Origin of the sequence: Alterinioella nitratireducens (assembly GCF_013155465.1) — a bacterium.
GTDB classification, from domain to species: Bacteria; Pseudomonadota; Alphaproteobacteria; order Rhodobacterales; family Rhodobacteraceae; genus Alterinioella; species Alterinioella nitratireducens.
Window position 1 is genome coordinate 13,163 of record NZ_JABJVX010000008.1, and the last position, 22,566, is coordinate 35,728.

The following is a 22,566-nucleotide window of genomic DNA, read 5'->3' on the forward strand; positions in this document are numbered from 1 at the left end:
CCCTGATCACGTTTTTTCCCGAATTGTTGACAGAATCCCCTCCGATCCCGATGATCGCGCCCATGTGATCGCACCGCACTCACCTCTGCTGATCACCCCTTGGGAGGGACTGAATGAAGTTGACATGCAACACGCCCTGGAAGGGCGCGCTTGCCCATATCGTCGCCACGCTGACCGCCATCGCGGTGGTCGTTGCGCTGCCTGCAGCCGCACAGACGGTTACCCGTTCCACCACATCCGCCGCCGACCTGGCCGCCACGGCACAAGGCCCCGACCGGTCGCAACTGGGTGTCTATTACCGCCAGCTTGAACAGCGCCTCGTCTCGCAAGGCAACCTGCGCCAGGATCGCAACGCGGGCGCGCTGGATGCGGCGACGCTCGCGCGCAATTTCATGGCCATCGCGATGCGCACCGAATACGGCTCGGGCATGTCCGGCAGCGGTTCCGCTGCCCCCCTGCGCCGCTGGGAACAGCCGATCCGCATCGGCGTGCGCTTTGGCGCCTCCGTCCCCGCCGCGCAGCAACGCAGCGATCAAGCCGCGCTGACCCGCGTGGCGCAGCGCCTGCAACGCGCCAGCGGCCATCCCGTCGGCCTGACCAATGGCGCCGCCAATTTCCATGTCCTGGTGCTCAGCGATGCGGAACGCGCCAATGCCGGTCCGGTCCTGCAACAGATGGTCCCCGGCCTCAGCCGCAACGCCACCCGCGCCGTGACGCGCATGGGGCGCAACACCTTCTGCATGGTCATCGCCATCCCCGCCGCCGACCCGAACCAGGGCATCGCGCGGGCCATCGCCATCGTGCGCGCCGAGCATCCGCCCCTGATGCGTCAATCCTGCATGGAGGAGGAGCTGGCCCAGGGCATGGGGCTGAGCAATGACAGCCCCGCCGCGCGGCCTTCGATCTTCAATGATGACGAGGAGTTCGGCGTGCTGACGCGCCATGACGAATTGCTGCTCAGGATGCTCTACGATGACAGCCTGCGCCCCGGCATGAGCCCGGGCAGCGTCAACCAGCATATCGGCCAACTGGCGCAGGCGGTGCTTGCGCGCGGCTGAAGCGCGGACAAGGAACGATAAAAGACCGGCCCCGACGCGGAAGGCGAACTCAGCCGCGCCGGGACCGGCCTCCACACCACACCCTTGGGGCACCCGACCGGGCAGCAGCCGGGCACGAATGAAGAACGGTTGGTGCGGGCTGGCGCGCGGCGTATCGCGCTGCGCGCCTGTGCTACACACTTCTATTTGGGGCTCTTTTCGTGGTTTGCAAACCGGTCCCGGCGCAGAACCGGTTGCGCGCGCCTGCACACAAATGCCCGTGATCGCAAAGTGATGCGCGCGGGCGGGATTGTGAACCGGCTCACCCGCCGCAAAACACGCGCGATTTTATGCAATCCCCGCCTCACCCCTCGCATTTTAACGCAATCTCGGATTTAATCGGGTCCAAGCAAGACGGACCCGCCGCTAAAAGACGGGCCATCAGATCAGAGCAGCAATCCGGCCCCGGGGCGACCATGGCAAGACACCAATACACGATTCTGTCGATGATGAAGGATGAGGGCCATTCGCTGGTGGAATGGGTCGCCTATCATTCGCTTCTGGGCTTCGACAATATCTGCGTCTACACCAACAATTGCCAGGACGGCACCGACGAGATGCTGATCCGGTTGCAGGAAATGGGCTATGTGCAGCATTTCCGCAATGACGTGCCCAAGGGCAAGAAACCGCAGCCCAACGCGCTGCATCTGGGGATGAAGAACCCGGAAGTGATGGACAGCGACTGGGTGCTGACGATGGACGCGGATGAATTCGTGAACATCAAACTTGGCGACGGCACGGTGCAGGAGCTGGTCGATGCCATGCCCGACGATACCGAAGGGATCATGATCACCTGGCGCTTCTACGGCTCGAACGAGATCCTCGATTGGCGGCCCGGCCTGGTCACCGAAAGCTACACCCGCGGCGCGCCCGACAAGTTTCGCAAGGGATGGGGCGTCAAATCCATGGTGCGGCCCTTCCCGAACATGAAATTCGGCATCCACCGCCCCTCGATCAAGCAGCGCAATTCCAACCCCGAACGGGTGGCGCAGCTTGAGGCGCTGAAATGGGTCAATGGCGGCGGCAAGCCGATGACGTCGAGCTTCAAGACCGGCGGCTGGCGCTCTACGGGTCCGACGCTGAGCTACGAATTCGTCGAGCTCAATCACTATGCCGTGAAAAGCTACGAGGCGTATCTGCTGCGCCGGATGCGGGGCAATGTGAACAACAAGGAGGACAAGTATAACGCCTCCTATTTCTCGATCTTCGACCGCAACGAGGTGGAACATGATGGCGCCGCCCGCCACGCGCCCAAGGTCAAGGCCGAGATGGAGAAGATGCTGGCCGATCCGAAACTGGCCGAATTGCAGGAGGCGGCCCTGGCCTATCACCAGGCCAATGTCGACCGGTTGCGCGCCACCGGCGAGTATGACGAATGGGTCGATAGCCTGCGCGAGGCGGGCAAGAAGCGTATCGACCAGCTGGATGAGGTTTTGTTCACGCAGCACCTGCCGAAAGAGACGCAGGAACTGATCCGCAAGATGCAGGCCGATGGCGTGCCTGACAAGCAGATCGCCAAGATGATCGCCCGCTCCACCGGGATCCGCAATGCCGAGAAGCGGCAGGATGCGACCGATGCCGAGGAGTTGGCCAAGATCACCGGCGTCGCGCTGGAGGGCGGTGAAGCGGCGAAGCCCGAGGAAGAAACACCCGCGCCGGAGGAGGAGGCAAAGGCCCGGACCCCGGCGCTGGAGGATCTGCCCAAGGAGACCCGCAAGAAGCTCGTCACCCTGATCCAGAAGGCCAAGGACACCGGCAAGACGCTGGATGAAAACGGCAATATCGTCTCGACCGAGGATGACGGGCTGCCGATGCGGCCCAAGCTGGCCCCGCCCTTCGCCGGCAATGGCCGCAAGGTCGTGGTCACGACAATGAAGAACGAGGGCCCTTACCTGCTGGAATGGATCGCGCATTACCTGAATATCGGCTTCGACGATTTCGTGATCTTTTCGAATGATTGCACCGATGGCTCCAACCTGGTGCTGAACCGGCTGGATGCGATGGGCGTGATCGAACATTACGACAACCCCATCTCAGGCCGCCAGGACCCGCAGCGCCGCGCCTATAGCCGCGCCAACAAGATGCCCACGGTCCAGGAGGCCAGTTGGGTTCTGATCGCGGATGCCGATGAATTCCTCAACATCCATGCGGGCGATGGCAGCATCGACGCGCTGATCTCGGCCTGCCCGCCCGAGACCGAAGCGATTTCCGTCAACTGGCGTTTCTTCGGCTCGGCCGGGCAGAAACACATGGCGCCCGAACCGGTGACCCGCCGCTTCACCCGCGCCTGCAACGTGGTGGAGCCGGAAAACGGGCTGGTCTGGGGCTTCAAGACCCTCTTCCGCCCCGCCAGTTTCGACTACATGGGCGTGCATCGCCCCAAGTTCGAGAAGAAACGCCCGGTGCTGGACGACCAGGTGCATTGGGTCAATGCCAGCGGCGCGCCGATGGGGCCGAAATACATGCGCACGGGCTGGCGCTCGAACAAGGATATCGTGTCCTACGAGTTCGCGCAGATGAACCATTACGCGATCAAGAGCCGTGAGGAATTCTTGCTGAAAAAGCTGCGCGGCACCGCCAATTCCAAGGACGACAGCCGCATCGACCTGGGCTATTGGGAGAAATTCGACCTCAACGCCGAGGAGGATAATTCGATCCGCTCGGGCGATATCGAGGCGCGGATTGCGCGGCTCTTGGAGGATAGCGACCTGGCCGCGCTGCACCGCGCATCGCTGGATCATGCCCTGCGCACGATCGAGATCCAGATGGAGGATGAAGACCTGCGCGCCTTTGTCGAGGCCGAAAAAGTCGAGGACGTGGCGGCGGAATAGCCGGATCAGTAAGGGATCGCGTGGCCGTCCCAGGTCTCGAAACAGCCGCTGGTCTTGGGCGACAGCACGTCGATGCGCCCGATCAGGCCGGTGGCCGAGGTCTCCGGCGTCAGGTCAGCGGCCTTGCCGCCCATGTCGGTCTGCACCCAACCGGGGTGGTAGATACCGACGGAGATGCCTTCGGACTTCAACTCAGCAGCAAGGTTCCGGCCCAGATTGGTCGCCGCCGCCTTCGACGCGCGGTAGATATAGGAGCCGCCCGGCGCGTTCGTGGTGCTGCCCATCTGGCTGCTGATGATGGCGATCTTTGCCCCGCTCGTGGCGCGCAATTGCGGCAGGAACGCCTGCACGGTCAGAAACACGCCGGTGACGTTGACCGCGAAGCCCTGCGCCCAGAGGTCGGGGGGAAAGCCGGTCTCAAGCTCATGCAGCTTGTCGAGGTAGACGCCTGCATTGCAGACCAGCAGGTCGAGCGGCTCATCATGGCGCGCAGACAGCGCCTTGATCGCGCCGGGATCGGTGACATCGACCTCATCCAAGGCAAGATCGGAGTCGGCCACACCGCCACCGGTGCTGGTCGCCACGACATGAGCGCCGCGCGCGGCCAGCCCTCGGGCCAGTTCCAGGCCGATCCCGCGCGATGCCCCGGTGACCAGCGCCCGCATCTCAGTTCCGCCTCGCCTTGGGCATGACCGGCAGGGGGGCCACCGGCACGCCATCGTCGATCAGGGCCTTGGCCTCCTCGGGCTTGGCCTCGCCATGGATCAGGCGTTCGGGGGCCTCGCCCAGATGGATGCTGCGCGCCTCCTGCGCGAAATTGCTGCCGACATAGGTGGAATGCGCATCCAGATGCTTGCGGAACGCAGCCAGAGCCGCCTCCATCTGCGTGGCGGGACCGGAGAGCGAGACCGGAGCCTCAGCCGGTTCCGCCGTCTCCGCCGCGCCGGATTTCTTCTTGACCTGCGGGGCCATCATGGCCTTCTGCACGTCTTCGCCGCCGCAGACCGTGCAGGACAGCAGGCCGCGCCGCGACAGCGCATCGAACGCGTCGGCAGATTTGAACCAGCTGTCAAAGCTGTGCCCGTCGGAACATTTCAAAGTGTATCGGATCATGGTGGCGGCACATTAGCCCCTGGCGGAAGAGAATCAAGTTTTTCGCGCCGGATTGTCAGCCCGCGCGACCGGGATCGAAGTTTCGCAGGATTTTCTTGAGATCGGGTTCACTTATCCGCGATGCGGCCTTGGCCGGCGTGAACCATTTGCGCCTGCGCTGACCCGCCTCGGGGAAATCGTCGGCGAGGTCTTGCACCTCAAGCGGAAAGATGGCGGCGATGCAGGGGATCGTGCCGCCCTCGGGCAGCGTCTTGGTGTAGGAATAGAACCCCAGGCAGGCTTCGCTGACGACGCCACGAATGCCCGCCTCCTCCCACGCTTCCTGCGCGGCGGTGGCGGCGGGGGTGCAGCCATCCATCGGCCAGCCCTTGGGAAGGATCCAGCGGTCGGTGTCGAGGCTGGTGATCAGCAGCACCTGCAGCTGCCTTTTGCGGCGGCGGTAGGGCAGCGCGGCAAACTGCGTGCGCGGGTCCTGCTTGCGGGCGGCACCCAGGCGCATCGGCGCCTGGTGGGAGGTATCGCTGCTCTTGGTCATGCTCGCCTGTTCGCGCCATTTCACTTCTGCTGCGGTCTAGAATATATGCTTTCCTGCCCGCATTCAAACGCAACACCTTGTGGTTGCATGGGAAACTGGACGACACCGAGGACATGGACCGCACGATGCCCCTGCCCCGCCCGCTTTTCCTGGGGTCCGAGATCTATCGCGGCTCCAGCTACGGGCTGACGCATCCGCTGCGCGTGCCGCGCGTCTCGACCGTGATGGACCTGACCCGTGCCCTTGGCTGGTTGTCGCCCGCGCAATATCGCGCCTCGCCGCGCGCCAAACCCGGCGCGCTGGAGATCTGGCACACGCCCGCGTACCTCGCCGCGCTGCAACAGGCCGAGGCAACGCAAACCGTCACGCCCGAGATACGCGACCGGCACGGGATCGGCACCATGTCGAACCCGATCTACGCGGAGATGTTCCGCCGTCCCGCCACCGCCGCCGGGGCGTCCCTGCTGGCGGGCGAGCTTCTGGCGGCGGGCGGGATCATCCACCATCCCGGCGGCGGCACCCATCACGGGATGCCCGACCGCGCGGGCGGGTTCTGCTACCTCAACGATCCGGTGCTGGCGATGCTGGCCCTGCGCCGGGCGGGCGCGCGGCGCATCGTCTATGTCGATATCGACGCGCATCACATGGACGGAGTCGAGGTGGGGTTCGCGGGCGATCCCGACACAAGGCTGATCTCGGTGCATGAGGAGAAACGCTGGCCCTTCACCGGCGCGCTGACGGATACCGGCGGCGGAAATTGCTTCAACCTGCCGGTGCCGAGGGGGTTCAACGATAGCGAGATGGCGTTGGTGCGCGACGCCCTGATCCTGCCCGCCACCGCCGATTTCGCCCCCGATGCCGTGGTGCTGCAATGCGGGGCCGACGCGGTGCTGGAGGATCCGCTCTCGCGCCTTGCCCTCTCGAACAACGCGCATTGGGCCGTGGTCCGCGCGCTGATGGACCTCGCGCCGCCGCGCCTGCTGGTGCTTGGCGGCGGCGGTTACAACCCGTGGTCGGTCGGGCGGCTCTGGACCGGGGTCTGGGCCACGCTGAACGGGCACGACATCCCCGACCGCCTGCCGCCGGGGGCCGAGGCCGTCTTGCGCGCGTTGGTCTGGGAACGGGCAAGCGCGGGCCGCAACCCGCCCGAACATTGGTTCACAACCCTGCGCGACGCCCCGCGCGACGGCCCGATCCACGAGGCGGTCCGCGACCGGCTGGCGGTGCTCCGCGCCCGTCTATGACGCCATCAGCTGGGGCGCGGGCGTGTTCCCCTCAGACGAAGGTGAACTGGATCAGGAACTGCTGATAGCCCGCGTAATCGGTATGGACATAGACAAAGAGCCGTCCGGATTGCGTGTAGAACTGCACATTGGTGAACTGGCCGCTGGTGTCCGATGTGGTGAGGAAGACCGGCCCTTCGAGGATGCGCACCTGCGCCTCCTGCCCCGGTCGCACATCGAGGTAATAGCAGGTCGACCGCTGCGGATTGGCGTAGCCCTGCACCGAATGTGTATAGGCCCCGTGCGGGAACTGCACCTGTTGGCAATCCTGCTGCGCGGTGGCGGCGGCGGGAAGGATGAAGAGGCTGGCGATGATCAGCGAGGCGATGGCGAAAATGCGCATGGAAAGTCTCCTTTTCAAATGGGGTCAGGCCCCCAGTGTCGCATGGCGGGGGCCTTCGGCAAAGAACCTGGATGATCCTAGCGGATGTCGAATGCGATCCGGTAGGGCACGCCGCCCTCCACGTTGCTTTCACGCATCGTGTAGACGTCGAGGTAATTCGACCCGAGCGAGAAGGTCACATCGCGGTAGCCATCGCCAAGCCCCGGCACGTCGAACACCACGTCATCGCTGTCCATCACCCAGATCCGCGCGGTCTGGCCCGCCTGCACATCCAGCACGAAACAATTGCTGGTCGCGTGCCAGGCGGTGTCGGCGACGGTGGTGGAATAGGCCCCGCTCGGGAACTGGACCTGGGTGCATTCGGCCTGCGCGGCAAGGCCGGAGGCCGCGAAAATGGCGGCGGCGAGAATAAGACGCATGTGGATAAGAACTCCTGATCAAAATCGGACCCCATGGCGACCCTGCCATGAAAGACCCTGTCAGGAAACGAAAAACCCCCGACCGCGATGGGCCGGGGGCGTCTGTTCGGTATATCGTGCGGTTTCAGTCGACCTTGGGCAGAAGCTCGGTCAGGGAGGCCTTGGCATCGCCATAGAACATGCGCGTGTTCTCCTTGTAGAACAGCGGGTTCTCGATCCCGGAATAGCCGGTGCCCTGGCCGCGCTTGGACACGAAGACCTGCTTGGCCTTCCAGCATTCCAGCACCGGCATGCCCGCGATGGGGCTGTTCGGGTCTTCCTGCGCCGCCGGGTTCACGATGTCGTTCGAGCCGATCACGATGACAACGTCCGTATCGGGGAAGTCGTCGTTGATCTCGTCCATCTCCATCACGATGTCATAGGGCACCTTCGCCTCGGCCAGCAGCACGTTCATATGCCCCGGCAGGCGCCCCGCGACGGGGTGGATGGCGAAGCGCACGGTCTTGCCCTGCGCGCGCAGCTTCTTGGTCAGCTCGCTCACCGCCTGCTGCGCCTGCGCCACCGCCATGCCGTAACCGGGGATGATGATGATGCTGTCAGCCTCGTTCAGCGCCGCCGCGACCCCGTCGGAATCGATGGCGACCTGTTCACCCTCGATCTCCTGCGCGGGGCCGGTCGTATTGCCGAAGCCGCCCAGGATCACGGAAACGAAGCTGCGGTTCATCGCCTTGCACATGATATAGGACAGGATCGCCCCCGAGGAGCCGACAAGCGCCCCGGTCACGATAAGCAGGTCATTGCCGAGGCTGAAACCGATCGCCGCCGCCGCCCACCCGGAATAGGAGTTGAGCATCGAGACCACCACCGGCATATCCGCGCCGCCGATCCCCATGATCAGGTGATAGCCGATGAAGAAGGCGAAAAGCGACATGAGGACAAGCGCCCAACCGCCCCCCGTCTGCATGTAGATGATCAGCAGGATGACCGAGATCGCCGCCGCGCCCGCGTTCAGCATGTGACCGCCCGGCAGCTTCTCCGCCTTGGAGCTCACCTTGCCCGCCAGTTTGCCGAAGGCGATGACCGACCCGGTGAAGGTGATGGCACCGATGAAGACGCCCAGGAAGACCTCGACCTTGAGGATCGCCAGCTCCACCGGCGTCTTGTGCGCCACCGTGGCGGCAAAACCGAACAGCGCGTCCAGCCCCTCGGTATCGGCAGCCTCGCGCAGGCGGTTGATCTTGTTCATGATCAGCTCGGCGTTGAAGCCGATGAAGACGGCGGCCAGGCCGACGAAACTGTGCAGCGCCGCGACCAGTTGCGGCATTTCCGTCATTTGCACACGTGCGGCGACATAGTAGCCGATGACCGCGCCCACGACGACGCAGACCAGGATCAGGAACCAGTTGGCGATGCCGGGACCGAAGACCGTGGCCACCACCGCCAGCGCCATACCCGCGATGCCATACCAGACCGCGCGTTTCGCGCTTTCCTGGCCCGAGAGACCGCCAAGCGAGAGGATGAAGAGGATTGCCGCCGAAATATAGGCGGCCGAGACGAGACCGATGCTCATGGGTTCAATCTCCCGTTCAGGATTTCTGGAACATGGCGAGCATCCGCCGTGTCACGAGGAAGCCACCGACAATGTTGATCGTGGCAATGAGGATGGACACGGAGGCCAGGATCACCACCAGCCAATGGCCCGATCCGATCTGCAACAGCGCGCCCAGGATGATGATACCGGAAATCGCGTTGGTCACGGCCATCAGCGGCGTGTGCAGCGAATGCGCCACGCCCCAGATCACCTGGAAGCCCACGAAACAGGCCAGCGCGAAGACGATGAAATGGCTCATGAAGCTTTCGGGCGCGTAGACACCCACCAGCAGCACTGCCAGCGTGCCGCCCGCAAGCAGGCCGATCTGGTTTTTGGTCTGCTTCTGGAACGCGGTCAACTCGGCGGCGCGTTTCTCCTCCGCCGTCAGCTCGCGCTTCTTCTCGGCCTGCGGGCGCGCGGCGATGGCCTGCACCTTGGGCGGCGGCGGCGGGAAGGTGATCTCGCCGCGATGCGTCACGGTCGCCCCCCGGATCACGTCATCCTCCATGTCATGATTGATCTGGCCGTCCTTCTCGGGCGTCAGGTCGGTCATCATGTGGCGGATATTGGTGGCGTAAAGCGTCGAGGCCTGCGCCGCCATCCGGCTGGGGAAGTCGGTGTAGCCGATGATGGTGACGCCGTTGTCGGTGACGATCTTCTCGTCCTTGACGGTCAGCTTGCAGTTGCCGCCCTTCTCGGCGGCGAGGTCGACTATGACGGAACCCGGCTTCATCGCCGCGACCATATCCTCGGTCCAGAGCTCGGGCGCCTCGCGGTTCGGGATCAGCGCCGTGGTGATGACGATATCCATCTCGGGGGCCAATTCGCGGAACTTGGCCAGCTGCGCCTCGCGGAACTCGGGGCTGGACACGCTGGCGTAACCGCCCGTCGCCGCGCCATCTGCCGTCTTTTCCTCGAAATCGAGATAGACGAACTCGGCCCCCATCGATTCGACCTGCTCGGCCACTTCGGGGCGCACGTCGAAGGCATAGGTGATCGCGCCCAGGCTGGTCGAGGTGCCGATCGCGGCAAGCCCCGCCACGCCCGCGCCGACCACCAGAACCTTGGCGGGCGGCACCTTGCCCGCTGCCGTGATCTGACCGGTGAAGAAGCGGCCATAATTGTTGCCCGCCTCGATCACCGCGCGGTAGCCCGCGATATTGGCCATGGACGACAGCGCGTCCATCTTCTGCGCGCGGCTGATGCGGGGCACCATCTCCATCGCGATGACATTGGCGCCCTTGGCCCTGGCGGCCTCCATGCCCTCTTCGTTGCCCGCCGGGTTGAAAAAGGAAATCAACGTCTTGGTGTCATCCAGCCGCTTCAGCTCGGTGGCAGTGGGCTGGCGCACCTTGACGATGATGTCGGCCTCTTTCCACAGGGCCGCCGCGGTCTTGATCACGCTGACGCCCGCCGCCTCGTAATCGGCATCGGCAAAGCCCGCACCCGCCCCCGCGCCGGTCTCGATCAGGCAGTCATAGCCCAGTTTCTGCAACTGCGTGGCGCTCTCGGGGGTCATCGCCACCCGGTTTTCGCCCGCCTCCACTTCCTTCGGTGCACCTATCTTCACGGATAATCCCCTTCCTTGGTCCCGCAACGCGGAGTTGCGCGTTGTCTTACACGGGGTTTTCACCTGTCACAACTGATCCGCGACGGCAGGCAGGCATTTCCGGCGGCACCGCCCGCGTCAATCTGACCCTACGTCACCCGCCACAAGGGGATTTTCCCCGCAGAACCAATCCCCAACCCGTCGCGGCATACCGTGGCACACGGGTAAATCCCTCATTTCATTGCCGTTTTTTCTTGCGCACCGCGGCTGCGCCCCTATGACATGGGGCCAGGACCCCAAGCAGGATCGCGCGCGCCCATGCCACCTATCGAAGATCACCCGCTCCGCTATGAGTTGAGCAACGAGCTGCATGCCCGCCCCTTCCCGACCGTGGGGGCCGAGGCCGAGGCCATCTGGCTGGCCATCAAGCGCCCCAACGACGCCGCCGCCCGCGACCGCGAGGCCGACCGGCAGCACCTGCTGGCGCTGCTGGACCGCCACGGCGCGCAGCATCCGCAGCCCGGCGCCACGCATTATTCCGGCAAGATCGGCCGCCATGACCTGAAATGGGAGAGCCATACCGAGTTCGTGACCTACACGATCCTCAGCGCGGGCCTGGGCGAACGCCCCTTCGATCCCGCCATCTGGGCCGCCCTGCCCGAGGACTGGCTGGCCGCCGCCCCCGGCCAGCGCATCACCTCGGCGCAGGTCCGCATCCTCAGGCGGCCGGGAAACGACGCCACAATCACGCAAGCCTTGCGCGACTGGTTCGAACCCGAGAGCCTCGCCGCCAGCGCCGTTCTCGATGACAGCGCCGTCATCGCCAGCGATTTCCGCATCGACGCAGGCGGCCATATGCGGTTCGCGATCTTCGCGGGCGCAGAGACCGGTCCGGCCCGGATCGGGCGCATCCTGCAACGGCTCTGCGAGGTCGAGACCTACAAGGCCATGGCCATGCTCGGCCTGCCCCGCGCCCGCGACCTGAACGCGGCGATGGCCCGGATCGACGGCGGGCTCTCGGCCCTGCTCGACGAGATGAGCCAGGAGACCGCCGCGCCCGAGGCCGCGCTGGAACAGCTTCTGACGCTCGCCACCGATCTGGAAACCCTGATGTCGCGCGCCGCCTTCCGCTTCGGGGCCACCGGCGCCTATGAGGCCATCGTCAACCAGCGCGTCCAGGTGCTGCGCGAGAACCGGTTCAGCGGACACCAGACCTTCGCCGAATTCATGATGCGACGCTTCGATCCTGCCATGCGCACGGTAAAAAGCACCGAACGGCAGTTGCGCTCGATGACCGACCGGGCGCAGCGCGCCAGCGACCTCCTCCGCACCAAGGTCGAGGTCGGGCGCTCGGCCCAGAACCAGGAGGTTCTGGCCAGCATGGACCGCCGCGCGGCGCTGCAACTGCGCTTGCAGGAAACCGTCGAGGGCCTCTCGGTCGTCGCGATCAGCTATTACGGCGTCAACCTGCTTTCCTACCTGCTGGCCCCGCTGGCCTATCGGGCCGGCATCGAGAAACCCACCCTGACCGCCCTTCTGGTGCTGCCGGTCATCGCCGCCGTCTGGCTGCTGACCCGCCGCATTCGCAAGGCCATGCACTAATGTAACCCTTTCATTTTGCTGAAAATACCTCGGGGTCCGGGGCAGAGCCCCGGAAACGCGGCGGCGGAGCCGCCGCCGCCGGTCGGATTGCCGACAGGCAATTCGAAACCAGTCACCCGCCCCGCGTCGCGCGCACCAGCGCCAGAATATCCTTCGCCGCTTCGGGGATATTGGTCCCCGGCCCGAAGATCGCCTTGACCCCGGCCTGTTTCAGGAAGGCGTAATCCTGCTGCGGGATGACGCCGCCGCAGATCACGATGATTTCCTCGGCCCCTTCCGCCTTCAGCGCCGCGATCAGCTTCGGCGCCAGCGTCTTGTGCCCCGCCGCCTGGCTGGAAATCCCGATGATATGCACGTCATTGTCGATGGCATCCTGCGCCGCCTCCTCGGGCGTCTGGAAGAGCGGCCCGACATCCACGTCAAAGCCTATATCGGCGAAGGCCGTGGCGATCACCTTGGCGCCCCGGTCATGCCCGTCCTGGCCCATCTTGACGACCAGCATGCGCGGGCGGCGGCCTTCCTCCTCGGCAAAGGCTTCCACATCCGCCTGGATCGCGGCAAAACCCGCATCGCCCTCATAGGCCGCGCCATAGACCCCGGCCAATGTCTTCACCTCGGCCCGGTGTCGGCCGAATTCCTTTTCCATCGCCATGCTGATCTCTCCTACCGATGCCCGCGCCCGCGCCGCCTCGACCGCTGCTTCCAACAGATTGCCACCGGCGCGCGCGCGCCGCGTCAGTTCGTCCAGTGCCTGCGAGCAGGCCGCCTCGTCACGCACCTCCCGCATCTTCTCCAGCCGCGCGATCTGGCTTTCGCGGACCTTGACGTTATCCACGTCCAGAATGTCGATCGGGTCTTCCTTCGCCTTGCGATACTTGTTGACGCCGACGATCACCTCCTCGCCCCGGTCGATCATCGCCTGCCGCCGCGCCGCCGATTCCTCGATGCGCAGCTTGGGCATGCCGGAGGCGACGGCCTTGGTCATGCCGCCCATCTCCTCGACCTCCTCCATCAATTCCCAGGCCTTTTCCGCCAGTTCCGCCGTCAGGCTCTCGACGTAGTAGGAGCCCGCCAGCGGATCGACCACATTGGTGATCCCGGTCTCCTCCTGCAAGATCAGCTGCGTGTTGCGCGCGATGCGGGCCGAGAAATCCGTGGGCAGGGCAATCGCCTCGTCCAGCGCGTTGGTGTGCAGCGACTGCGTGCCGCCCAGAACCGCGCTCATCGCCTCGTAGGCGGTGCGGATCACGTTGTTATAGGGGTCCTGCTCCTGCAAGCTGACGCCGCTGGTCTGGCAATGCGTGCGCAGCATCTTGGAGCGGTCGTTCTTCGCCCCGACCTCGGTCATGATCCGGTGCCACAGCAGGCGCGCGGCGCGCAGCTTGGCGGCCTCCATGAAGAAATTCATCCCGATGGCGAAGAAGAAGCTCAACCGCCCGGCGAACTTGTCCACATCCATCCCCGCCGCGATGGCCGCCTTCACGTATTCGCGCCCGTCGGCCAGGGTATAGGCCAGCTCCTGCACCAGGTTCGCGCCGGCCTCCTGCATGTGGTAGCCGGAGATGCTGATCGAGTTGAAGCGCGGCATCTCGGCGCTGGTATATTCGATAATGTCCGAGATGATCCGCATCGACGGTTCCGGCGGGTAGATATAGGTGTTGCGGACCATGAACTCCTTGAGGATGTCGTTCTGGATCGTCCCCGAGAGCTGCGCCTTGTCATGCCCCTGCTCCTCGCCCGCGACGATGAAGCTGGCCAAGATCGGGATCACCGCGCCGTTCATCGTCATGCTGACGCTCACCTGGTCCAGCGGGATGCCGTCAAAGAGGATCTTCATGTCCTCGACGCTGTCAATCGCCACCCCCGCCTTGCCGACATCGCCCTCTACCCGCGGATGGTCGCTGTCATAGCCGCGATGGGTCGCCAGATCGAAGGCGACCGAGACGCCCTGCTGCCCGGCGGCCAGGTTGCGGCGGTAAAAGGCGTTCGATTCCTCCGCCGTCGAAAACCCCGCATATTGCCGGATCGTCCAGGGCCGTCCTGCATACATCGTCGCCTTCGGCCCGCGCGTGAAGGGGGCAAAGCCCGGCAGGCTGCCCATGTGATCCAGCCCGTCCGTGTCCTCCTCGGTATAGAGCGGCTTGACCGCGATACCTTCCAGCGTGTTCCAGGTCAGATCGTCCAGGCTGCGCTTGCGCAGCTCGCTTGCCGCCAGATCGGCCCATTTATCGGTCTTCTCACTCATCTCGCTGTCCTCTCATTCCATTCCCGGCCCGCGCACGCCCAATGTCACGTCTGCGTTGGCAGATCCCGTTAAACCCCGCAAAGCCCTTCGCAATTCCGTTTCGCGCGCCTATATCTGGTGCGACTGGAGACCCTATGCGCCACACCCTTGCCCTGTTCCTCGCCTTCATCCTCACCGGCCCCGCCCCCGCGCAGGAGACCGCCACCGACGGCGATCCCGCGGTCGAGGTCGTGCCGCTCAGCCCCGAGGACAACATGGAGCCTGTCGAGGGCGTCACCCCGCCCTCCCTGCCGCCCTTGCAGGTCTTCGACGCCGCCGACACCACGCTGGAGGAACATCTCTGGGTGTCGCGCCCCATCGTGATCTTCGCCGATACCGACCGCGACCCGCGCTTCAACGAGCAATTGCAACTGCTGCTGGCCCGCCCCGGTCCGCTGATCGAGCGCGACGTGGTCGTGATCCTCGATGCCGACCCGGATGCCCGCAGCGATGCACGGCAAAGACTGCGCCCGCGCGGCTTTTCCATGGTGATCTTGCAACGCGATGGCCGTGTCGCCATCCGCAAGCCGACCCCCTGGGACGTGCGCGCCATCATCCGCATCATCGACAACCTTCCGCTCCGGATCGAGGAAATGCGCAACACCGAATGACGCGCGCCTGCCCGCCGACCCTCCGCGACAAGGCCGGACGCGCGGCCTGCGCAGCGGGTCGGTGGAACCAAACCTGTCGGGGCCGCGCCCTGCATGGGCCTATTCAAACTCCATGATCACGTCATCCACCGCCAGGCTGTCGCCCTCGCCCGCATTGATCCTGGCCACCACACCCTTTCGCTCGGCGCGCAGGATGTTCTCCATCTTCATCGCCTCGATGGTGCACAGCGCCTGCCCCTCCTGCACCTCCTGGCCGGTCTCGACGGCCAGTTTCACCACCAGCCCCGGCATCGGGCAGAGCAGCAGCCTGGAGGTGTCGGGCGGCAGTTTCACCGGCATCATCGCCTGCAACTCGGCCTGCCGGGGCGTGCGCACCGCGACCTTCATATCCGCCCCGCGATAGCGCAGCCGCGCGCCGCCGCGGATGAACTCGGTCTTCACGATCATGCGCTCGCCGCCGACCTGGCCGCGAAACACGCTGTCGCCAAGCCTCCAGTCCGATTTCACCTCGAACTCGGTCCCGTCCAGCAGCCGCACCCGCGTGCCGTCGCCGTCATGCTCGATATGAACCGGGATCGCCTCGCGCCCGATAAAGGCGACCCAGTCGGGCTCCACCCGGCGGCGGTGATTGGCCATCGCGCCCGAGATCTGCGCCGCGCGTTCCTCCTTCAGCATCTTCATATGCGCGGCCACCGCTGCCAGTTTCTGCACCGTGGCCTCATCGGGCGTCACGCCCTCGAACCCGTCGGGGAACTGTTCCTCGATGAAAGCGGTCGTCATTTCGCCCGCGATAAACACCGGATGGTCCATCACGGCGGCGAGGAAGGGCAGGTTATGCCCGATGCCCTCGACCTCGAAGGCGTCCAGCGCATTGCGCATCGCCTCGATGGCCTCGGCGCGCGAGGGCGCCCAGGTGCAGAGCTTGGCGATCATCGGGTCGTAATACATGGAGATCTCGCCGCCCTCGAAGACGCCGGTGTCGTTGCGGATCGCCACGTCGCCCGCAGGCGCGTCGCCCTGCCACTTGCCGGTTTCCTGCAAGGGCCCCGCGGCCTGCTCCATCGGCGGGCGATAGCGCGTGAGCCGCCCGATGGAAGGCAGAAACCCGCGATAGGGGTCTTCCGCGTAGAGCCGGTTCTCGACGGCCCACCCGGTCAGCTTCACATCCTCCTGGGTCAGGCTCAGCTTTTCGCCCGCCGCGACCCGGATCATCTGTTCGACCAGATCGACGCCGGTGATCAGCTCGGTCACGGGATGTTCGACCTGCAACCGGGTGTTCATCTCGAGGAAGTAGAAATTCCTGTCGCCATCGACGATGAATTCCACCGTGCCCGCGCTGGCGTAATCCACCGCCTGCGCCAGCGCCACCGCCTGCTCGCCCATCGCCTTGCGCGTTTCCTCGTCCAGAAACGGCGAGGGCGCCTCCTCCACCACCTTCTGGTTGCGGCGCTGGATCGAGCATTCGCGCTCGCCCAGGTAGATCCCGTTGCCGTGGCTGTCGCACAGAACCTGGATCTCGATATGGCGCGGCTGGGTGACGAATTTCTCGATGAAGATGCGGTCATCGCCAAAGCTGCTGGCCGCCTCGTTCTTCGAACTCTGGAACCCCTCGCGCGCCTCATCGTCGTCCGAGGCGATCCGCATCCCCTTGCCGCCGCCGCCCGCGCTGGCCTTGATCATCACCGGATAGCCGATCTCGCCCGAGATCTTCACCGCCTCGTCGGCATCCGCGATCAGGCCCATGTAACCCGGCACGGTCGAGACATCGGCCTCCTGCGCGATCTTCTTCGAGGTGATCTTGTCCCCCATCGCCTCGATGGCACCCACGGGCGGGCCGATGAAGGCAACGCCCTCGGCCTCCAGCGCCTCGGCAAACTTGGCGTTTTCCGACAGGAAGCCGTAGCCCGGATGCACCGCCTCGGCCCCGGTCGCGCGGATCGCCTCCATCACCTTGTCGATGACGATATAGGACTGGTTCGCGGGCGCGGGGCCAATATGGACCGCCTCATCCGCCATCCTGACATGCAGCGCATGGCGGTCGGCATCGGAATAGATCGCGACTGTCCGGATACCCATTTTCCGGGCGGTCTTGATGACGCGGCAGGCGATCTCGCCCCGATTGGCGATCAGGATCTTCTTGAACATCTTACGTCCCTCTTGACTTGTGCGTTGCGGCAACAAAAAAGACCGCGGGCGCGAATTGCGCCTGCGGTCCTTGCAGTTCGATCATGGTGGCCTGCCGCCCTCAGGGGGCGCGGGGCCGGAAAGGCAGGGTCAGCAGCGGCCCGGGTTGGACTGGCAGTAGGCGGCGTTGCCGACAGCACCGACCGCGGCACCGCCCGCGACATTGCCGCCAGTGACGGCAGCGACACCGCCCCCTGCCAGCGCGCCCCCGGCGAGCTGTTCACCCAAAGTTTCGCCGCAGGCCGCCACGGCCGTGAGGGCGGTTGCGACCAGTATCCATTTCTTCCTAAACATGGCGTCTTACCTTTCCTGTCATTTCCAACTGGAAGGAAAACACGCCAGCGTCGGTCTTGTTCCGCGATCGGCCCGGATTGGTCGGCGTCCCGCCTATCGGCAGAGGCGCGTGACCTCGTCGCAGACCGCGCCCGCCAAGCCGCCGACCACGACGCCCGTGGCAATACTGCCACCCACGGCCGCCGCACCGACACCGCCGACAGCCGCCCCGACCGCGGCGCGGTCCAGATCGTTGCGCAGGCAGCCGGACAGGCCCGCCACGATAAGAACGCCAAGCGCCAATATCTTGAATCTCTGCATGTTTCTCGAACCTCATCGCGGTTGTTATCATGATGACGGGAACCCGACTCGTAAAAAGACGGCCCGCCGTCAATGCCGACGGGCCGTTTTAAAGGGGAAGGGTAACACGTCACATTACCACCGGCCCGAATGAAGCTGGGGACAAGGGCCGGCAGGGGGACGTTGGCACGGGCGACGCGCGGGCAGAAGCCGGATTCGACGCGCCACCGCCCTTGGGCGCAATCCTGCGCAAACGCGCCGGGCATAGGCAGGTTCATGCCGACCCTCCCCAGATGCCCTTGCCGCTGAAAACGTCGGGAAAGGCCGCCCGCGCGCGCGCCACATCCAGTTGCAGCATCGCGTCATAGTCGCAGGGGTCGAACGGGTCATCCAGCGCGATCACCTCGCGCCCCAACAGCCAGCTCAGCCGCCCCGCATCCAGGTTGCCGCGCGCGAAAGGCTCCTCGCCGAAGCACATCCACAGCGCCTCGACAAAGCCCGCGTCGGCGCGCCGGTCGGCGGGGCGCCGGTCGGCATGACGCTCGCGCGGCTTCAGGGGCGTGGCCCCGTCCTTGTTCTCACGTCGGATGGTGAACTGGAAATCGGTGCCGGGCAGGCGCGAGGGGAAACCGCGATGCTTGATCATGCGCCCACCCCCCGGCAGGGATGGCGATGGAAAACCCGGACGGGCGTCAGGGCCCGTCCGGCAAAGGCGTCATCAGGAGTACTTGTTGTACACAGGCTCGGCCACGATGGGCGCGGGCTCAATGATGATGATCTCTTCCGGTTCAGGTGCCGATGCGCAGGCGGACACGCCGACGACAAGCCCCAGAGCCAGAAGGGCTTTGATGCGATATGACATCCTGCTCTCCTGTTTGTTAGGGTCCGGCCAGCCCGAAGGCCGGGCAGGAACCCAGGTTTGGCCAATGCGATCTGGCCAGGGCCGATACTACCCGGAACAGGGGCGGCATTGCAGCGCGATTGTGGCGCGATTGTGTTCTGTGCCTTCGCTGCATCAGAAAGATATCCACAGCAACGTCGTCTCGCAACATGTTGTGCGTGCATCAGAAATCCTCCCAGATGCAGGTGCCGTTTTCAAACCGGTATCCGGCGAAAACCTGGGTCACGCCGGGGGCGGGCTGGCCGCGTTCCACCGGCTCGCTCATGATCTGCACGGTGATCTGATCGGGGGTCGGGTCGGCCTCCAGCGCCGCTGGCACGCCCCATTCGGCACAGAGCGCATCGGTATCCGCCGCCCGCGCCTCGGCGCTGACCTGCTGCGCGGCAAGGTCCGGAGCCAGGACGCGCAGGATCAGCCAGGTCTCGCCCGAGGCGCTCTGCGGCTCGATCACGGTGCCCTGAAGTTCGGCCTCCAGCCCCGAGGGCAGGGTAAGCCCCTCGTCCCGGCACCCGGCAAGCGCAAGGAGACTTGCCAGAACGGCAACCATGGGCCGGGGTTTGACCCCGCCATCCCGACGCGACGCCCGCCGCCCGGCCTTATGCCCCACCGCGCGCCGCATCATCACAGAGGAATATTGTCGTGCTTCTTCCACGGGTTCTGCAGCTTCTTGCCGCGCAGCGAGGCGAAGGCCCGGCAGACCCGCTTGCGCGTCGAATGCGGCATAATCACCTCGTCGATGAAGCCCCTCTCCGCCGCCACGAAGGGGTTGGCGAAGCGATCCTCGTAATCGCGGGTATGGGCGGCCAGCTTCTCGGCATCGCCCGCGTCGGAACGGTGGATGATCTCGGAGGCCCCCTTGGCCCCCATCACCGCGATCTCCGCCGTGGGCCAGGCATAGTTCAGGTCGCCGCGCAGATGCTTGGAGGCCATCACGTCATAGGCCCCGCCATAGGCCTTGCGGGTGATCACCGTGACCTTGGGCACCGTCGCCTCGCCATAGGCAAAAAGCAGTTTCGCGCCGTGCTTGATCACCCCGCCATATTCCTGGGCCGTCCCCGGCAGGAAGCCCGGCACATCAACCAGCGTCAGGATCGGGATCTCGAAGGCATCGCAGAACCGGACAAACCGCGCCGCCTTGCGGCTGCTGTCTATATCCAGGCATCCCGCCAGCACCATGGGCTGGTTCGCCACCACGCCCACGGTGGTGCCTTCCAGCCGGATGAACCCGGTCAAGATGTTCTTGGCGAACTCCTCCTGGATCTCGTAGAAATCGCCCTCGTCGGCGAGCTTCACGATCAATTCCTTCATGTCATAGGGCGCGTTGGCATTGTCGGGGATCAGCGTGTCCAGGCTGTCCTCGATCCGGTCCGGGTCGTCGAAGAAGGGGCGCACCGGCGGTTTCTCGCGGTTGGAGAGCGGCAGGAAATCGACCAGCCGCCGCACCTCCGACATCGCCTCCACGTCATCCTCGAACGCGCCATCGGCGACCGAAGATTTGCGGGTATGGGTGCTGGCCCCGCCCAGTTCCTCCGCCGTGACCTGTTCATTCGTGACGGTCTTCACCACATCCGGGCCGGTCACGAACATGTAGGACGAATCCTTCACCATGAAGATGAAATCGGTCATCGCAGGGCTGTAGACCGCGCCGCCCGCGCATGGCCCCATGATGACGGAGATCTGCGGCACCACGCCCGACGCCATGATGTTGCGCTGGAACACTTCCGCGTACCCGGCCAGCGAGGCCACGCCTTCCTGGATGCGCGCCCCGCCCGAATCGTTGATGCCGATGACGGGTGCGCCGTTCTGCATCGCCATATCCATGACCTTGCAGATCTTCTCGGCATGGGTCTCCGAGAGGGAACCGCCGAAGACGGTGAAATCCTGGGAGAACACGTAGACCATGCGCCCGTTCACGGTGCCCCAGCCCGTCACCACGCCATCGCCGCGCGGCTTCGAGGCCTGCATCCCGAAATCGGTGCAGCGATGCGTCTTGAACATGTCGAACTCTTCGAAACTGCCCTCGTCCAGCAGCAGGTCGATACGTTCGCGCGCGGTCAGCTTACCCTTGGAATGCTGCGCCGCGATGCGCTTTTCGCCGCCGCCTGCGCGGGCCTCCTCGCGGCGGGCCTCCAATTCGTCCAGAATATCCTTCATCACGCTCCCCTTCCCCTGCAACGCATGGCAATTCTGGCCGCAACCTACAGAGGCCGGAGGCGCGTTCCCAGAGGAAAACGGAATATTTGCAAATTGCACCGCTTCGCTGAGTTCGCAATTGCAAATCCGCAAATGATCTGGCTGCAAATGTGGAGGCCGGCCCGCCCCTTTGTGCAAGGGTGCACATGGACATTCCATTGCTTGTCAAATTAAGTAAGCGCCATGTCCTCGCTTCCGCGTGGCCGTTACCTTGACCGGGCCACACCTCCGCATATCTCGACCCTGATCGCGCTGACCGGCATCGGCGCGCTGTCGATGAACGTGTTCCTGCCCTCCCTGCCCGCGATGGCCGAATATTTCAACGCCGATTACGCGCTGATGCAGTTGTCGGTCTCGCTCTACCTGGCGGTGAACGCGGTGTTGCAGCTTTTCATCGGGCCGATCTCGGACCGGTTCGGCCGCCGCCCCGTGCTGCTGATCAGCCTCGCCCTCTTCAGCCTCGCCACGCTTGGCTGCATCCTCGCGCCCACGGCGGTCAGTTTCCTGGTCTTCCGCATGGGCCAGGCGGTGATCGTCTCGGGGCTGGTGCTTGGGCGCGCCGTGGTGCGCGACATGGTTCCGCAGGCCGAGGCCGCCTCGATGATCGGCTATGTCACCATGGGCATGGCCGTCGTGCCGATGATCGGCCCGGCCTTCGGCGGCGTGCTGGACCAGGCTTTCGGCTGGCAGGCGAATTTCATCCTCCTGCTGATGGCGGGTCTTGCGGTTCTGGTGCTGACCTGGGCCGATCTGGGCGAGACCGCGCGCAGCACCACGGCCAGCTTCCGCGACCAGGTCCGCGAATACCCCGAGCTCTTCGCCTCGCGCCGCTTCTGGGGCTACTGCCTGTCGGCCACTTTCGCCTCGGGCGCGTTCTTTGCCTTCATCGGCGGCGCGCCCTTCGTGGGCACCGATGTCTTCGGGCTCAACTCGGTGCAGGTGGGCTTCGCCGTCGGCGCGCCCGCCCTGGGCTATTTCACCGGCAATTTCATCTCGGGCCGCTACTCGGTGCGCAAGGGCGTCAACTGGATGATCACCGTGGGCGCTATGATCTCGACCCTCGGCATGATCATCCCCTTCGTGCTGGCGCTGGCGGGGATCAGCACGGCGCTCAGCTTCTTCGGCTCGGTCACGCTGGTGGGCCTGGGCAACGGGATGCTGATGCCCAACGCCAATGCCGGGATGCTGTCGGTGCGCCCGCACCTGGCGGGCTCGGCCAGCGGCATCGGCGGCGCGATCATGATCTTCGGCGGCGCGTGCCTCTCGGCCTATGCGGGCTGGCTCCTGGGGCCGGGCTCCTCCGCCATGCCGCTGATCGTGATCATGCTGATCTCGTCGGCGCTGGCCCTCGTGGCGATCCTCTACACCATGTATCGCGAACGGCAGGTCGCGCCCGCGTAACCCCTTGCAGCGCCGCTTTGCAAATCCCATGGTGACTTTGCAACGATGAGGCGATG

The 22,566-nt window shown here is 65.1% G+C and carries 21 protein-coding genes; 6 read left to right on the plus strand and 15 right to left on the minus strand.

Translation table 11 applies throughout. The features are described from left to right. Window positions 1-113 precede the first annotated feature (113 nt). Complete coding sequence (locus HNS34_RS13690) at window positions 114-1,058, plus strand: DUF2927 domain-containing protein (protein ID WP_172320644.1); 945 nt, start codon at window positions 114-116, stop codon at window positions 1,056-1,058. A gap of 485 nt (window positions 1,059-1,543) precedes the next feature. After that, the gene (locus tag HNS34_RS20760) at window positions 1,544-3,928 is read left to right on the plus strand and encodes a glycosyltransferase family 2 protein (RefSeq protein ID WP_235952735.1); all 2,385 of its coding nucleotides are present in this window, start codon (window positions 1,544-1,546) and stop codon (window positions 3,926-3,928) included. A gap of 5 nt (window positions 3,929-3,933) precedes the next feature. On the opposite strand, the gene HNS34_RS13705 is transcribed toward HNS34_RS20760, so the two are convergent. Genes HNS34_RS13705 through HNS34_RS13715 form a run of 3 tightly spaced genes read right to left on the minus strand, consistent with a single transcriptional unit; the run spans window position 3,934 to window position 5,576 of the window. Further along, the gene (locus tag HNS34_RS13705) at window positions 3,934-4,593 is read right to left on the minus strand and encodes an SDR family oxidoreductase (protein ID WP_172320645.1); all 660 of its coding nucleotides are present in this window, start codon (window positions 4,591-4,593) and stop codon (window positions 3,934-3,936) included. Between the two features lies 1 nt (window position 4,594). Next, complete coding sequence (locus tag HNS34_RS13710) at window positions 4,595-5,041, minus strand: DUF1178 family protein (RefSeq protein WP_172320646.1); 447 nt, start codon at window positions 5,039-5,041, stop codon at window positions 4,595-4,597. Between the two features lie 55 nt (window positions 5,042-5,096). Continuing rightward, a complete protein-coding gene (locus tag HNS34_RS13715; RefSeq protein ID WP_172320647.1) occupies window positions 5,097-5,576 on the minus strand; it encodes an NUDIX hydrolase in 480 nt (159 codons plus the stop codon). Between the two features lie 113 nt (window positions 5,577-5,689). Between HNS34_RS13715 and HNS34_RS13720 the strand changes: the two genes are divergently transcribed. Next, window positions 5,690-6,820: an arginase family protein gene (locus HNS34_RS13720; RefSeq protein ID WP_172320648.1), complete on the plus strand. Its 1,131-nt coding sequence runs from the start codon at window positions 5,690-5,692 to the stop codon at window positions 6,818-6,820. A gap of 31 nt (window positions 6,821-6,851) precedes the next feature. Here the strand turns inward: HNS34_RS13720 and HNS34_RS13725 are convergent, their stop codons facing one another. From HNS34_RS13725 to HNS34_RS13740, 4 genes are all read right to left on the minus strand, one after another. Beyond that, a complete protein-coding gene (locus tag HNS34_RS13725) occupies window positions 6,852-7,202 on the minus strand; it encodes an immunoglobulin domain-containing protein (protein ID WP_172320649.1) in 351 nt (116 codons plus the stop codon). 77 nt (window positions 7,203-7,279) lie between these two features. After that, entirely contained in the window at window positions 7,280-7,621 is a 342-nt protein-coding gene (locus tag HNS34_RS13730) for a hypothetical protein (protein ID WP_172320650.1), read from the minus strand. Window positions 7,622-7,745: 124 nt separating this feature from the next. Further along, window positions 7,746-9,191, minus strand: a complete 1,446-nt coding sequence (locus HNS34_RS13735) for an NAD(P)(+) transhydrogenase (Re/Si-specific) subunit beta (protein WP_172320651.1) — start codon at window positions 9,189-9,191, stop codon at window positions 7,746-7,748. A 16-nt stretch (window positions 9,192-9,207) separates the two neighbouring features. Then, window positions 9,208-10,782 carry a Re/Si-specific NAD(P)(+) transhydrogenase subunit alpha gene (locus tag HNS34_RS13740; RefSeq protein WP_172320652.1) on the minus strand — a complete coding sequence of 525 codons (1,575 nt, stop codon included), beginning with the start codon at window positions 10,780-10,782 and terminating at the stop codon, window positions 9,208-9,210. 297 nt (window positions 10,783-11,079) lie between these two features. Between HNS34_RS13740 and HNS34_RS13745 the strand changes: the two genes are divergently transcribed. Beyond that, window positions 11,080-12,363 (plus strand): DUF3422 family protein, encoded by a 1,284-nt coding sequence (locus HNS34_RS13745; protein ID WP_172320653.1) that lies wholly within the window; start codon window positions 11,080-11,082, stop codon window positions 12,361-12,363. Between the two features lie 112 nt (window positions 12,364-12,475). Here the strand turns inward: HNS34_RS13745 and scpA are convergent, their stop codons facing one another. Beyond that, window positions 12,476-14,608, minus strand: a complete 2,133-nt coding sequence (gene scpA, locus HNS34_RS13750; protein WP_172320654.1) for a methylmalonyl-CoA mutase — start codon at window positions 14,606-14,608, stop codon at window positions 12,476-12,478. A gap of 134 nt (window positions 14,609-14,742) precedes the next feature. On the opposite strand from scpA, the gene HNS34_RS13755 reads away from it, so the two are divergent. Further along, a complete protein-coding gene (locus HNS34_RS13755; protein ID WP_172320655.1) occupies window positions 14,743-15,258 on the plus strand; it encodes a DUF4174 domain-containing protein in 516 nt (171 codons plus the stop codon). A gap of 99 nt (window positions 15,259-15,357) precedes the next feature. Here HNS34_RS13755 and HNS34_RS13760 read toward each other — a convergent pair whose 3' ends face one another. From HNS34_RS13760 to HNS34_RS13790, 7 genes are all read right to left on the minus strand, one after another. After that, entirely contained in the window at window positions 15,358-17,403 is a 2,046-nt protein-coding gene (locus HNS34_RS13760; RefSeq protein ID WP_172320656.1) for an acetyl-CoA carboxylase biotin carboxylase subunit, read from the minus strand. 129 nt (window positions 17,404-17,532) lie between these two features. Further along, on the minus strand, window positions 17,533-17,736 hold the full coding sequence (locus HNS34_RS13765) for a hypothetical protein (protein ID WP_172320657.1): 204 nt from the start codon (window positions 17,734-17,736) through the stop codon (window positions 17,533-17,535). 93 nt (window positions 17,737-17,829) lie between these two features. Beyond that, window positions 17,830-18,036: a hypothetical protein gene (locus tag HNS34_RS13770; protein ID WP_172320658.1), complete on the minus strand. Its 207-nt coding sequence runs from the start codon at window positions 18,034-18,036 to the stop codon at window positions 17,830-17,832. Window positions 18,037-18,289: 253 nt separating this feature from the next. Beyond that, window positions 18,290-18,661, minus strand: a complete 372-nt coding sequence (locus HNS34_RS13775) for a hypothetical protein (RefSeq protein WP_172320659.1) — start codon at window positions 18,659-18,661, stop codon at window positions 18,290-18,292. 72 nt (window positions 18,662-18,733) lie between these two features. Further along, the gene (locus HNS34_RS13780) at window positions 18,734-18,877 is read right to left on the minus strand and encodes a hypothetical protein (RefSeq protein WP_172320660.1); all 144 of its coding nucleotides are present in this window, start codon (window positions 18,875-18,877) and stop codon (window positions 18,734-18,736) included. Window positions 18,878-19,079: 202 nt separating this feature from the next. After that, window positions 19,080-19,463 carry a DUF6497 family protein gene (locus HNS34_RS13785; RefSeq protein ID WP_172320662.1) on the minus strand — a complete coding sequence of 128 codons (384 nt, stop codon included), beginning with the start codon at window positions 19,461-19,463 and terminating at the stop codon, window positions 19,080-19,082. A 74-nt stretch (window positions 19,464-19,537) separates the two neighbouring features. Next, on the minus strand, window positions 19,538-21,070 hold the full coding sequence (locus tag HNS34_RS13790; RefSeq protein WP_172320663.1) for an acyl-CoA carboxylase subunit beta: 1,533 nt from the start codon (window positions 21,068-21,070) through the stop codon (window positions 19,538-19,540). Window positions 21,071-21,292: 222 nt separating this feature from the next. On the opposite strand from HNS34_RS13790, the gene HNS34_RS13795 reads away from it, so the two are divergent. After that, a complete protein-coding gene (locus HNS34_RS13795; protein ID WP_172320664.1) occupies window positions 21,293-22,510 on the plus strand; it encodes a multidrug effflux MFS transporter in 1,218 nt (405 codons plus the stop codon). Window positions 22,511-22,566 lie beyond the last annotated feature (56 nt).

Bases quoted from the DNA above. Each gene is read 5' to 3' on its own strand.
- HNS34_RS13690 (WP_172320644.1), top strand. From the start codon at position 114: ATGAAGTTGACATGCAACACGCCCTGGAAGGGCGCGCTTGCCCATATC.
- HNS34_RS20760 (WP_235952735.1), top strand. From the start codon at position 1,544: ATGATGAAGGATGAGGGCCATTCGCTGGTGGAATGGGTCGCCTATCAT.
- HNS34_RS13705 (WP_172320645.1), bottom strand. From the start codon at position 4,593: ATGCGGGCGCTGGTCACCGGGGCATCGCGCGGGATCGGCCTGGAACTG.
- HNS34_RS13710 (WP_172320646.1), bottom strand. From the start codon at position 5,041: ATGATCCGATACACTTTGAAATGTTCCGACGGGCACAGCTTTGACAGC.
- HNS34_RS13715 (WP_172320647.1), bottom strand. From the start codon at position 5,576: ATGACCAAGAGCAGCGATACCTCCCACCAGGCGCCGATGCGCCTGGGT.
- HNS34_RS13720 (WP_172320648.1), top strand. From the start codon at position 5,690: ATGGACCGCACGATGCCCCTGCCCCGCCCGCTTTTCCTGGGGTCCGAG.
- HNS34_RS13725 (WP_172320649.1), bottom strand. From the start codon at position 7,202: ATGCGCATTTTCGCCATCGCCTCGCTGATCATCGCCAGCCTCTTCATC.
- HNS34_RS13730 (WP_172320650.1), bottom strand. From the start codon at position 7,621: ATGCGTCTTATTCTCGCCGCCGCCATTTTCGCGGCCTCCGGCCTTGCC.
- HNS34_RS13735 (WP_172320651.1), bottom strand. From the start codon at position 9,191: ATGAGCATCGGTCTCGTCTCGGCCGCCTATATTTCGGCGGCAATCCTC.
- HNS34_RS13745 (WP_172320653.1), top strand. From the start codon at position 11,080: ATGCCACCTATCGAAGATCACCCGCTCCGCTATGAGTTGAGCAACGAG.
- scpA (WP_172320654.1), bottom strand. From the start codon at position 14,608: ATGAGTGAGAAGACCGATAAATGGGCCGATCTGGCGGCAAGCGAGCTG.
- HNS34_RS13755 (WP_172320655.1), top strand. From the start codon at position 14,743: ATGCGCCACACCCTTGCCCTGTTCCTCGCCTTCATCCTCACCGGCCCC.
- HNS34_RS13760 (WP_172320656.1), bottom strand. From the start codon at position 17,403: ATGTTCAAGAAGATCCTGATCGCCAATCGGGGCGAGATCGCCTGCCGC.
- HNS34_RS13765 (WP_172320657.1), bottom strand. From the start codon at position 17,736: ATGTTTAGGAAGAAATGGATACTGGTCGCAACCGCCCTCACGGCCGTG.
- HNS34_RS13770 (WP_172320658.1), bottom strand. From the start codon at position 18,036: ATGCAGAGATTCAAGATATTGGCGCTTGGCGTTCTTATCGTGGCGGGC.
- HNS34_RS13775 (WP_172320659.1), bottom strand. From the start codon at position 18,661: ATGATCAAGCATCGCGGTTTCCCCTCGCGCCTGCCCGGCACCGATTTC.
- HNS34_RS13780 (WP_172320660.1), bottom strand. From the start codon at position 18,877: ATGTCATATCGCATCAAAGCCCTTCTGGCTCTGGGGCTTGTCGTCGGC.
- HNS34_RS13785 (WP_172320662.1), bottom strand. From the start codon at position 19,463: ATGGTTGCCGTTCTGGCAAGTCTCCTTGCGCTTGCCGGGTGCCGGGAC.
- HNS34_RS13790 (WP_172320663.1), bottom strand. From the start codon at position 21,070: ATGAAGGATATTCTGGACGAATTGGAGGCCCGCCGCGAGGAGGCCCGC.
- HNS34_RS13795 (WP_172320664.1), top strand. From the start codon at position 21,293: ATGTCCTCGCTTCCGCGTGGCCGTTACCTTGACCGGGCCACACCTCCG.